Below are 10968 nucleotides of genomic sequence, written 5' to 3' on the forward strand. Positions count from 1 at the left end.
AATCCGGGTTTTCCCCTTCGGTAGGGGGTCCAATGCCCCTCTCTTCGCACTCGAAAAATCATATTCCTTTTTCATAGGTCACCTCTCGTATTGCCTTCTTTCATTGGGGGTTGCTCGACGTGCGGAAATAATTCGAATCCGCTCTCCACGCCAGGTGTAAACCACAACAAGAACTTGAGCCTGGGCATCAATGCCCAATGTAATATGCCTTTCCTCATCAGGTTGTGAATCGTTAATGTCAAAGCGCGGTCATCGGCGAACACCGTGACCGCGTCTGCAAAACTCACCTCGTGTTTCTTGAGGTTCAATGCCGCTTTTTTAGGATCCCATTCGTAGTCCACATGCACCATCGTATGCACGTATGTGCATCACGTCAAGAGGATTTCCAATAACAACTTAGTCCGCCCAACGCTCAGGCTGAGCTGCGGGGCCTCACGATCTCCCGCAGGGCAGCCGTCAGCTCCAGCCTGTTGTTAGGTGGCCACATGAATCAAACATTTGGACTCCCGACTAATACCTGTTGAATTAAAGTCCCTAGATAAACACCATCGACAAGACGAACACCACTTTTTTCCGCCAACGCACTTGCGGCAGGAGTGAAGGTTGAGTTTGTTATCACCCAACCTTCGTCCCCACCGTAGAATTGAAGTGCTGCCACAACTTCTTGTACTGCCTTATTACCTACTGGTGACTTTTGCCTTTTAACCTGGAATACAAACAAGCGATCGTCCTTACGTGCGAGAAGATCTGCTCCTTGATCACCAGTAACTGGTGTCCCACAAATTTCATGAAAACCAATTAAAGGGAGAAGCTTCGCAATATACGCCTCAAATTCTTGACCGGAATATCCTTCTATTTCAGACATGGGCACTAAATTATTTTTCTGTTTTTCGTGGTAGATGCGGAAGGAAGAATCAAGACGCCGGGCTAGTTCACGAAATTGCTTCTCTTTTCCAGATGAATATTCTAATCTCCACGATTTATCATCCTTAAACCAGTCTTTTATAATTCCGACCTTAACACCTTCCCGTTCACCTATTTTTTGAAGACATTCAACAATTTGCTTATGTAATACACTCCATGATTCATCCCCATAATCATCACGGATGGACACTTTTCGATACGATATTTCGAAAAATTTTAGCACTAAATCTTTATTTTCAACCCAAAGTCGTTCTGTTTCTGCCGTATCTACCATGCGTTGACTGTGGCGCTTTTCCTCGAATTGGCGTCTTTCCTCTTCTTTTCGCTCTCCCCTCTTAATTTTTTCAACTTCCGGATCTGGTGGTGGGTTTTTGAGTCTATCCAATAGTGAACTTATTAAGCCAATAACGCATAATAATATTACTACTGCGATAGCGATAACATTCATAATCTATCTCGGTTCAAATGGTATATTCCTATTAACTTAGGCATACCAATTCCATTCTCATAAGCCCAAAATAAATACACCGCGGAAAGCATGATTAAAACGCAAATACATAGAATCAGAAATAGAAGCCTTTTTTAATAAATCAATATATTTATCAACGCCACTTCGAAAATCCTCATAAAAATGCTTCGGATCAATCTCTAATTGCATTATTCCATTAATTGATTTTAACTTAAAATACTTTACATCTTCCTCAAATCCACCGTTTTTAATTGTAAAACCATGGGCTAACCCATTCCGGAAATCATCCCACAATATTCTGGCATATGTATCATTATTATGTTTCTGAAAATAACCCTTATCCATGTATGACTTTATCCAACTTTCAAAATTTTTCCACCCATTGTTTCTTTCCAAAACGCCTGTATGGAATTTTCCGAGAGCCTCAATCGCGCAACAAATACATGTCCCAAAGCAAAGCACAGCGGAACTATTCTTTCTTTTTCTCATTATGCTTTTATACATTTCGTTTGCTGGAATTAATAGTATCATTTTCAATCTTTTTTCAAAATATAGTATTTCTTGTTCCTTATTTAAATCGTGTAAACGATGCCTTTCATAATCAATCCATCCTTGTAATTTTCTAAATTCTTTAGTGTTCATAAATAAATTCCCCAAAATTAATATCTTGGACCACCTAACGCTCAGGCTGAGCTGCGGGGCCTCACGATCTCCCGCAGGGCAGCCGTCAGCTCCAGCCTGTTGTTAGGTTGTCTCCAATTTTTATAATTTATCGTCTTCGTAGTTATTAATTAAATGCCTGTATATTTTGTAATATGTAATTATTGCAAAAATAAATCCTATAATTAATACGAATGGACCCATTATATTAATAGGAATACCCACCGAAACAACACCAAATAATATACTTAATAAAAACGCCGTGATCGAAGAATATATATAGGCAAACAATGGAACAATTGCTATTGAAATAAATATTATTAGGAATTTATAATCCTTTTTTCTGAAATTAATTTCTAACTTCAATAGATTCTCCCAACCAGATCAACCTAACGCTCAGGCTGAGCTGCGGGCCGAGGGGCGCGCTTTTTCGCCCCGCGGCCACACATTTCCCCAACCGCGGTAAAGCAAAAAGCGTGAACCGAAGGAGCCGTCAGCTTCAGCCTGTTGTTAGGCGACGTTGACACAATATACAAGTTTTTGTATACTCCCCTCGTGGATGAAAAAACGATCTTCTGGGTCGGTTCCTCTCTCGAGGATCTTCGTGCCTTCCCGGAAGACGCACGCCGCATGGCTGGACACTGCCTCCATCTTGTTCAGCAAGGCTTGGAGCCACCAGATTGGAAGCCAATAGGGACTGTGGGTCCTGGAATCTACGAAATTAGAATCCACACTAGGCTTGAACACAGAGTGTTCTACCTTGCGAAGTTTTCCGAAGGGATCTACGTACTGCATGCATTTCAGAAGAAAACCCGGAAGACACCGGACGCGGCGATCGAACTGGCGCGGTATCGACTGAAGCAGGTAATCAGAGAACGAAGTCGACAAAAAGAGCAGTGAAGGAAGGTTCCCTATGAAAGAGAAAATTACGCGCTCCAGCGGAAACATCTTCCGGGATCTGGGATTCCCCTCGGAAGAAGCCGAATACCTGAAGGTCCGTTCCGCTTTGATGATCCACCTCCGCAAGGCCATTGAAGCAAGGGGTCTCAAACAAACGGAAGCAGCGAAATTACTCGGTGTGACTCAACCTCGCATCAGCGATCTCTACAAGGGCAAGATTCATCTCTTCAGCATCGACACTTTGGTCGACATGCTCACCCGTGCCGGCGTTCGCGTCAAGGTGGTCGTCGGTCCTCCCAAGAGATCCAAAGTCGCCTAACGCTCAGGCTGAGCTGCGGGGCCTCACGATCTCCCGCAGGGCAGCCGTCAGCTCCAGCCTGTTGTTAGGCGTTCATATTTTTATATATTAATAATTGCGCTTTAAATTTGTTGTTAGGTTTATTGTAATTGGTCCCTCAAATTATTAAATATTATAACGTTTAGAATCATTATATTAATTATTGCCGGTGCGATTAATCGATTTTTCAAGAAATTCCAGTTTATCCATTATGTAGTTATAAGCAGTATACATTAGCCAGAGCCCTGCGATCCCATTAACTAACGGAATTAATCCAATAAGAAACCATAACCACTCATTTTTCCCTAATCTCTTTGCTATAAATTTTAGAACAATGCCGTATATGATTCCGAGTATTATTAATGGTAAAAATGATGCAATTCCAGCCGACCCACCGTTGCTTGCATAAGCATCCGTCATTCGTTTCTCCTTTCAATCAGAAATGATACGCCTAACAGTTGATTAGAAGGTGTGGGGTGGGGGTTGGGTGGAGACCGGGCCGTAAAGTTAGTTTATTAGACGGTGCGGGATGAGAGGTGGCGGAGCCCGTGCTGTGTAGCATGGGAATTGCTGGGACCCCCTGGAAACGGAAGGGGGTGGTTCCATGGGAGACAACTGCCGCGAAGATCACCCGGGCGGTCCCCCGGAGTCCTGGGCCGAACCGTTTCGCAGGGCGCTTGCCCTTCGGGGTCGCCCCGAGTCACGCTTCAAGTGGTATCTCGTCTGGGCGAGACGGTTCGCCGCCCGCCTGGGCGGCGGGCCGCTCCACCTCGCGACCCGCGAGGAGGTCGAACTCCGCCGCCCCCCGATATCCCGCCCCCCAAGGAAGACACGGCGGCCGAGCGGTTGCGGTACGCCATCCGGTGCCGCCGCTACTCCACCCGCACCGAAGAGTCGTACGTGTTCTGGACGGAGCGGTACCTCGGCTTCTGCCGCGATGGGGGGATGGACCGCGACGCCGATTCCGTCCGTGCCTTTCTCGAACGCCTGGTGGTCTCGGAAGGGATGTCGGCGTCCACGCAGGGAGTGGCGCTCAACGCGCTCGTATTCTACTTCAAGCACGTTCTCGGTTCCCCGTTCGGAGATCTCGGGGAGTTCCGGCGGTCGAGACGTCCCGCGAGATTGCCGGTCGTTTTGGGCCGGGATGAGGTCCGTCGGCTCCTGGATTCCATCGAGGAGGCGTATCGCCTCCCGGCAGCGCTGCTGTACGGCGGCGGCCTGCGGCTCATGGAGGTATTGCGCCTTCGGGTGAAGGACATCGATCTCGATCGCCGCCAGATCTTCGTGCGCGACGGGAAGGGACAGAAGGACCGCGTGACGGTCCTGCCCAATCGTTGGATCGAACGGCTCTCCCGCCATCTCGCCGAGGTCCGGAAGATCCACGCCCGCGACATGGAAGTCGGTTACGCCGGAGCGACGTTCTGGAAGGCGCTGGAACGGAAATACCCGGGAGCGCCCCGCGAGTGGCCCTGGCAGTACGTTTTCCCCGCTTCGCGGCTGTTCGTGGATCCGGCCACCGGGAAGGCGCGGCGGCACCACCTGCATGAAACGGCTCTCCAGCGCGCGGTCCGCTACGCGGCGCGCAAGGCGGACATCTCCAAGCCGGTCGGATGCCACACGCTGCGGCACTGTTTCGCCACCCACCTGCTCGAGTCGGGCTCGGACATCCGCACCGTGCAGGAGTTGCTCGGGCACAGCGACGTGCAGACCACGATGATCTACACTCACGTGCTGAACCGGCCCGGGCTCGCCGTCCGCAGCCCGGACGACGCGTAGGCTGAGGAAACCCAGGGAGCGCCGCGCCATCTATATCATCGTAGACGCTTCGCCGGGACGGCGACGGAGGAGGAAAGGATGGCGTTTGACGAGACGGTGGCGGAGAGGATACGCGGGGCGCTGGCGGGGGCGCCGGACGTCGTCGAGAAGAGGATGTTCGGCGGGATCGCGTTCATGGTCCGCGGCAACATGTGCTGCGGCGTGATCGGCGACCGCCTCATGCTCCGGGTGGGACCGAAGGGGTACGATACCGCGCTGTCCCGCCCTCACGCCGGGCGGATGGATTTCACGGGAAGGCCGATGAAGGGGATGGTCTACGTCGAGCCCGCGGGGTTCGCGTCGTCCCGGGACCTCCGGAAGTGGATCGACCGGGCGATGGAGTTCACGATGTCGCTCCCCCCGAAGTAGCCTCCCCTCCCGGGCGCTTCAGTACGCCACCCGCCAGAGGAAGAGGCCGTGGGAGGGGGCGTTCAGCCCGGCGGCCGACCGGTCCCGGGCCTCGAGGATCTCCCCGACGCGCCCCGGCGGATGCTTCCCTTTTCCAGCGTCCACCACCGTTCCGACGATGTTGCGCACCATGTGTCGCAGGAATCCCGCTCCGGACACGTCGATGGAGACAAGCCCCGGGACGTCGTGCCGCTTCACATCCGCCCGGAAGATCGTTCGGACCGGCGATATCGCGGTGCACCCCTGTCCGCGGAACGACGTGAAATCGTGTTCGCCGACCAGGTGCGACAGCCCCTCCCGCATCGCGGCCAGATCGAGGGGCTTCTCGATGCGCCATGCGTATCGGGAGAAGAACGGCGAATCGACCGGGGATAGATGAAGGAAATACCGGTACGCCTTCTCCGTCGCGTGGCGCCTCGCGTCGAACGTCTCCGGCACGACGGAAGCGGTCTGGATGCGGATGTCGGGAGGGAGAAGGGCGTTTCCGCCGCGAACGATCGTCTCGAGGTCCCGCACGCCGGAGTCGGCGAAGTCGACGACCTGCTCCCGGGCATGGACGCCGGCGTCGGTGCGTCCGGCCGCCCGCAGCCGGACCGGCTCCTGGAGGATCTTCGCGAGCGCACCCTCCATCGCCGCCTGGACCGTCGTCCCGTTGGGCTGGATCTGCCACCCGGCGTACGCCGTCCCGTCGTAGGAGACCGTCAGCTTTACGCGCCGCGCCGTTCCGCTTTGTCCGGGATCTTCCACCCTTGCCCCTTCAAATGAGAACCGGGAGCGGGGGGACCCCCCCGCTCCCGGCGGCCGTTGCGTCGTTGCGGACCACCCGCGGTTTATACGCGGGCGGGCTGCAGGTACTTCTGGGCGAGCACCTCGGCGATCTGCACCGCGTTCAGCGCCGCGCCCTTGCGGAGCTGGTCGCCGCACACCCACAGGTTGAGGCTGTTCTCGGCGCTGTCGTCCTCGCGGATGCGGCCGACGTAGCAGTCGTCCTTCCCCGCGCAGAACAGCGGCATCGGGTAGACGTTGTTTCCCGGGTCGTCCATCACCTGGCACCCGGGGAACTTCGCGATCAGCTCCCGCGCCTTCTCCCGCGTGATCTTCCTCGCGAACTGCGCGTTGATCGAGATCGAGTGGGCGGTCAGGACCGGCACGCGCACCGTGGTGCAGGTGACGCGCAGGTCGGGGATCCCCATGATCTTGCGCCCCTCGTTGGTCATCTTCATCTCTTCCTTGGTGTAGCCGTTCTCCAGGAAGGCGTCGATGTGCGGGATGACGTTGAAGGCGATCTGGTGCTTGAACGCCGCCACCTCCAGCGACTCGCCCTTCGCAAACGCCTTCGTCTGCGCGATCAGCTCCGCCATCGCCTTGGCGCCGGCCCCCGAGGTGGCCTGGTATGAGGACGCCACGACCCGCGTCAGCGTGCCGAAGTCGTGCAGCGGCTTGAGCGGCATGATCGAGATGATCGTCGTGCAGTTCGGGTTGGCGATGATCCCGCGCTTCGTGTACATCCCGATCGCTTCCGGGTTGATCTCCGGCACCACCAGCGGGATGTCCGGCTCCATCCGGAACGCGGAGGAGTTGTCGACCACCACGGCGCCGGCCGCCCACGCCGCCGGGGCGAACTCCTTGCTCCGCGACGCGCCAGCCGAGAACAGGGCGATGTCGATCCCCTGGAAGGCGTCCTTGGAGAGAAGCTCCACGGGGAACTCCTGTCCGGCGAACTTGAGCTTCTTCCCCACCGACCGCTCGGATGCGAGGAGCCGGAGGTTCTTGATCGGGAACTTCCGCTCCGCGAGGATCTGCAGGAACACCTCACCCACCGCCCCGGTCGCGCCGGCGACGGCCACGTTGAACCGCTTGCCGCTCATCGCGTCACCCCTTTGGACAATTTCCGGACGGCGTCCCGGACCCGCTCGCCCATCTCGGTCGTGCCGACCTTATTCCCCTCGCCTTCGCGGAAGATGTCCCCGGTCCGGAATCCGTCGGCGAGAACCCGTGTGACCGCGCCCTCGATCCAGGCGGCCTCCCCGGGCATGTCAAACGAATATTTTAGCATCATCCCGACGGAAAGTATCGTCGCCAGCGGGTTGGCGACCCCCTTCCCCGCGATGTCGGGCGCGCTGCCGTGGATCGGCTCGAACAGCCCCACCTTGCCGCCGAGCGACGCGGAGGGGAGCATCCCGATCGAGCCGGTGATCATGGACGCCTCGTCGGTCAGGATGTCGCCGAACAGGTTCGTGGTCACGATGACGTCGAACTGGCGCGGGTTGCGGATGAGCTGCATCGCGCAGTTGTCCACGAGCATGTGGGAGAGCGCGACGTCCGGGTACTCCTTCGCCCCCACCTCGGAGACGACCTTGCGCCACAGCTCGGTCGCCTCCAGGACGTTCGACTTGTCCACCGACATGACCTTCCGGGTGCGCTTGCGCGCCAGTTCGAAGGCGACCCGGGCCACCCGCTCGATCTCCGGGCGCGTGTACACTTCCGTGTTGATCCCGGTCTCCACCCCGTTGACCATGGACACGCCCCGCGGCTCGCCGAAGTAGATCCCGCCGGTCAATTCGCGCACCACCATGAGGTCGATCCCCTCGACCAGCTCCCGCCGCAGCGGGGAGGCGTCGAGGAGGGGCGCGAAGACCACCGCGGGACGCAGGTTGGCGAACAGCCCCAGCTCCTTCCTTAAGCCCAGGAGCGCCCGCTCGGGACGGACGGCGAACGGGAGGACGTCCCATTTCGGGCCGCCCACCGCTCCCAGCAGCACCGCGTCGGACGCCTTCGCCAGCGCCAGGGCGTTCGGGGCCATCGGGACCCCGTGCACGTCGTACGAGGAGCCGCCCAGCAGCTCCTCCTGCGTCTCGAACATCTTCCTCCCGGCGATCTCCTCGAGGGTCCGCAGGACGGCAAGCCCCTCCCGCACGACCTCCGGGCCGATCCCGTCGCCCGGGAACACGCAGATCTTCTTCGCGGCCATCAGCTCCCCTTCTTCCGGGTCTTGATGTAGTTCAGCAGGCCCCCGGCGGCGACCAGCTCCTGCATGAAGGGGGGGATCGGGGAGAACCGGAACTCCTTCCCCTTCGTCTCGTTCCGCAGGATCCCCTTCTCCATGTCCACGGAGATCCGGTCCCCCGTCTCGATCGCGTCGACCGCCTCCGGCGCCTCGAAGATCGGCAGCCCCATGTTGAAGGCGTTCCGGTAGAAGATCCGCGCGAACGACCGGGCGACGACCGCCGAGGCGCCCGACGCCTTGATGGAGATGGGGGCGTGCTCGCGCGAGGAGCCGCACCCGAAATTCTTCCCCGCCACGATGAAGTCGCCCGGGGACACCTTTCCGGCGTACGACGCGTCGATGTCCTCCATGCAGTGCCGCGCCAGCTCCGCCGGGTCGGAGCTGTTCAGGTACCGCGCGGGGATGATGACATCCGTGTCGACGTCGTCCCCGTACTTCCACGCCTTTCCCGAAAGGATCATGGGAGCTCCTCCGGCCCGCCGATCCGCCCCAGCACCGCGGACGCCGCGGCCACCGCGGGGTTGGCGAGGTACACCTCGCTCTCGGGGTGTCCCATGCGCCCCACGAAGTTGCGGTTGGTCGTCGCGATCGCGCGCTCCCCCTTGGCGAGGATCCCCATGTGCCCGCCCAGGCACGGTCCGCACGTGGGGGTGGAAAAGGCCGCCCCCGCCGTGACGAACGTCTCCATCAATCCTTCCCGCATCGCCTGCAGGTAGATCTCCTGGGTGGCGGGGAAGATCAGCATCCGCACTCCGTCGTGCACCTTGCGCCCCCGGATCACCTCGGCGGCCCGGCGCAGGTCCTCGATCCGGCCGTTCGTGCACGACCCCACCACGACCTGGTCCACCGGCACGTTCCCCACCTTCGACAGGGGGCGCGTGTTCTCCGGCAGGTGCGGGAACGCCACGACCGGCTCGAGCGCGGACATGTCGACGGATAGCTCCTCCGCGTACCTTGCGTCCCGGTCGGCGGTCACGACCTCGTATTTGCTCCTCGGCCGCGCGTCGGAGTACGCCTTCGTGATCCCGTCGAACGGGAAGATGCCGTTTTTCGCCCCCGCCTCGATCGCCATGTTGGTGATCGTGAAGCGCCACGCCATCGGCAGGTGCGCAAGCCCGTCCCCCGCGTACTCCATCGACCGGTAGAGCGCGCCGTCGACGCCGATCTCGCCGATCAGGTGGAGAATCACGTCCTTCCCCTCGACCCACTTCCTGGGCTTGCCGGAGAGGACGATCCGCAGCGTCTCGGGGACCTTGAGCCACACCTCTCCGGACACCATCGCGGCGGCCAGGTCGGTGCTCCCGACGCCGGTGGAGAAGGCGCACAGCGCGCCGTAGGTGCACGTGTGGCTGTCCGCGCCGATCACCAGGTCCCCGGGAACCACGAGCCCCTCGTCGGGGAGCAGCACGTGCTCAATCCCCATCCGGCCGACCTCGAACCAGTGCGCGAGCCCGAACTCCTTCGAGAATTCGCGCATCATCTTGACCTGCTCGGCGCTCTTGATGTCCTTGTTCGGGGCGAAGTGGTCGGGCACCAGCACGACCCGCTCCCGGTCGAACACCGCTTTCGCGCCCGTCGACCGGAACGCCTGGATGGCGATCGGGCTGGTCACGTCGTTCCCCAGCGCCAGGTCGACCTTCGCCAGGATCAGCTCCCCCGGCGCGACGAATTCCTTCCCCGCGTGTTCAGCGAGGATTTTCTCTGTGAGCGTCATCCCCATGGATCGGCTTCTCGCTTTCTTCCTTCTTTCCGCGCTTCCGGACCATCGCCACCACCTCCCCGATCGGCCCGGAGACGATGTACGCGGAGATGAAGATGAAGATCATCACCTGCGGCTCCGCCGCCAGCAGCAGCGCCAGGAAGACGAACACCACCAGGGTGTTGAACGGGCGCCTGCGGAACGGCTCCAGGTCCTTGAAGGAGTTGAACTGGACCGTGCTCACCATCAGGAATGCCAGCACGTAGATCGTAAGCAATACCGCGAAGTGCTTGAAGCCCCCCGACCCCCCGAGGTAGTAGAAGAGGAGGATCATCGACGCGACGAACGTCGCCGCCGCCGGGATCGGGAGACCGTTGAACTTCCACTTCTCCACCGAGTTGATCTGGACGTTGAACCGCGCCAGCCGAAGCGCCCCGCAGATCAGGTAGAGGAACGCCGCCAGCCATCCCCACCGGCCGAACGCGGAGAGCGCCCACCCGTAGACGAGGAACGCCGGGGCCACGCCGAAGGAGACGAGGTCGGCGAGCGAGTCGTACTCGACGCCGAACTTGGTGGTCGTGCGCGTCATCCGCGCCACGCGGCCGTCGAGCCCGTCGAGGATCACCCCCGCGACGATCGCCATCGCCGCCTTCTCGAAGTTCCCCGTGTAGGTGGAGGCGATGGAGTAGAACCCGGCGAACAGCGACCCCGAGGTGATGAGGTTCGGCAGTACGTACACTCCCCGCCGG

General features: G+C 58.7%; 13 protein-coding genes and 1 pseudogene. 4 read left to right on the forward strand and 10 right to left on the reverse strand.

All coding sequences use genetic code 11. From position 1 onward, the window contains the following. Positions 1-78: 78 nt before the first annotated feature. From HZB60_06225 to HZB60_06235, 3 genes and pseudogenes are all read right to left on the reverse strand, one after another. A pseudogene (locus HZB60_06225) lies at positions 79-341 on the reverse strand (BrnT family toxin). A gap of 149 nt (positions 342-490) precedes the next feature. Continuing rightward, positions 491-1309 carry a restriction endonuclease gene (locus HZB60_06230; protein MBI5059362.1) on the reverse strand — a complete coding sequence of 273 codons (819 nt, stop codon included), beginning with the start codon at positions 1307-1309 and terminating at the stop codon, positions 491-493. Between the two features lie 120 nt (positions 1310-1429). Further along, the gene (locus HZB60_06235) at positions 1430-2035 is read right to left on the reverse strand and encodes a hypothetical protein (protein MBI5059363.1); all 606 of its coding nucleotides are present in this window, start codon (positions 2033-2035) and stop codon (positions 1430-1432) included. 573 nt (positions 2036-2608) lie between these two features. On the opposite strand from HZB60_06235, the gene HZB60_06240 reads away from it, so the two are divergent. After that, positions 2609-2953: a type II toxin-antitoxin system RelE/ParE family toxin gene (locus HZB60_06240; GenBank protein ID MBI5059364.1), complete on the forward strand. Its 345-nt coding sequence runs from the start codon at positions 2609-2611 to the stop codon at positions 2951-2953. A 13-nt stretch (positions 2954-2966) separates the two neighbouring features. Beyond that, positions 2967-3272: an XRE family transcriptional regulator gene (locus HZB60_06245; protein MBI5059365.1), complete on the forward strand. Its 306-nt coding sequence runs from the start codon at positions 2967-2969 to the stop codon at positions 3270-3272. Positions 3273-3446: 174 nt separating this feature from the next. Here HZB60_06245 and HZB60_06250 read toward each other — a convergent pair whose 3' ends face one another. After that, positions 3447-3710, reverse strand: coding sequence for a hypothetical protein (locus HZB60_06250; GenBank protein ID MBI5059366.1), 264 nt, complete (start codon positions 3708-3710; stop codon positions 3447-3449). A gap of 426 nt (positions 3711-4136) precedes the next feature. Between HZB60_06250 and HZB60_06255 the strand changes: the two genes are divergently transcribed. Together HZB60_06255 and HZB60_06260 are read left to right on the forward strand one after the other, a co-directional pair. Beyond that, complete coding sequence (locus tag HZB60_06255) at positions 4137-5066, forward strand: integron integrase (GenBank protein ID MBI5059367.1); 930 nt, start codon at positions 4137-4139, stop codon at positions 5064-5066. A gap of 78 nt (positions 5067-5144) precedes the next feature. Then, positions 5145-5474 carry a TfoX/Sxy family protein gene (locus tag HZB60_06260; GenBank protein MBI5059368.1) on the forward strand — a complete coding sequence of 110 codons (330 nt, stop codon included), beginning with the start codon at positions 5145-5147 and terminating at the stop codon, positions 5472-5474. 18 nt (positions 5475-5492) lie between these two features. Here the strand turns inward: HZB60_06260 and truA are convergent, their stop codons facing one another. The 6 genes from truA to pssA all read right to left on the reverse strand — a co-directional run. Further along, a complete protein-coding gene (truA, locus tag HZB60_06265; GenBank protein MBI5059369.1) occupies positions 5493-6260 on the reverse strand; it encodes a tRNA pseudouridine(38-40) synthase TruA in 768 nt (255 codons plus the stop codon). An 83-nt stretch (positions 6261-6343) separates the two neighbouring features. Continuing rightward, positions 6344-7381 carry an aspartate-semialdehyde dehydrogenase gene (locus HZB60_06270; GenBank protein ID MBI5059370.1) on the reverse strand — a complete coding sequence of 346 codons (1038 nt, stop codon included), beginning with the start codon at positions 7379-7381 and terminating at the stop codon, positions 6344-6346. Continuing rightward, on the reverse strand, positions 7378-8484 hold the full coding sequence (gene leuB, locus HZB60_06275; protein MBI5059371.1) for a 3-isopropylmalate dehydrogenase: 1107 nt from the start codon (positions 8482-8484) through the stop codon (positions 7378-7380). Before leuB ends, HZB60_06270 begins: the two co-directional genes overlap by 4 nt. Then, positions 8484-8981, reverse strand: a complete 498-nt coding sequence (leuD, locus tag HZB60_06280) for a 3-isopropylmalate dehydratase small subunit (protein ID MBI5059372.1) — start codon at positions 8979-8981, stop codon at positions 8484-8486. Before leuD ends, leuB begins: the two co-directional genes overlap by 1 nt. Continuing rightward, positions 8978-10240 carry a 3-isopropylmalate dehydratase large subunit gene (gene leuC, locus HZB60_06285; protein MBI5059373.1) on the reverse strand — a complete coding sequence of 421 codons (1263 nt, stop codon included), beginning with the start codon at positions 10238-10240 and terminating at the stop codon, positions 8978-8980. The genes leuD and leuC overlap by 4 nt, the downstream gene beginning before the upstream one ends. Then, on the reverse strand, positions 10206-10968 hold a 763-nt coding region (pssA, locus tag HZB60_06290), incomplete at its 5' end, for a CDP-diacylglycerol--serine O-phosphatidyltransferase (GenBank protein ID MBI5059374.1). The genes leuC and pssA, both read right to left, overlap by 35 nt.

It is taken from the genome of candidate division KSB1 bacterium (assembly GCA_016214895.1).
GTDB lineage: Bacteria > Electryoneota > RPQS01 > RPQS01 > RPQS01 > JACRMR01.

Excerpts from the sequence above, each read along its gene's own strand:
- leuD (MBI5059372.1), bottom strand. The coding sequence starts at position 8,981 with ATGATCCTTTCGGGAAAGGCGTGGAAGTACGGGGACGACGTCGACACG.
- leuB (MBI5059371.1), bottom strand. The coding sequence starts at position 8,484 with ATGGCCGCGAAGAAGATCTGCGTGTTCCCGGGCGACGGGATCGGCCCG.
- leuC (MBI5059373.1), bottom strand. The coding sequence starts at position 10,240 with ATGGGGATGACGCTCACAGAGAAAATCCTCGCTGAACACGCGGGGAAG.
- HZB60_06270 (MBI5059370.1), bottom strand. The coding sequence starts at position 7,381 with ATGAGCGGCAAGCGGTTCAACGTGGCCGTCGCCGGCGCGACCGGGGCG.
- HZB60_06235 (MBI5059363.1), bottom strand. The coding sequence starts at position 2,035 with ATGAACACTAAAGAATTTAGAAAATTACAAGGATGGATTGATTATGAA.
- HZB60_06260 (MBI5059368.1), top strand. The coding sequence starts at position 5,145 with ATGGCGTTTGACGAGACGGTGGCGGAGAGGATACGCGGGGCGCTGGCG.
- HZB60_06250 (MBI5059366.1), bottom strand. The coding sequence starts at position 3,710 with ATGACGGATGCTTATGCAAGCAACGGTGGGTCGGCTGGAATTGCATCA.
- HZB60_06245 (MBI5059365.1), top strand. The coding sequence starts at position 2,967 with ATGAAAGAGAAAATTACGCGCTCCAGCGGAAACATCTTCCGGGATCTG.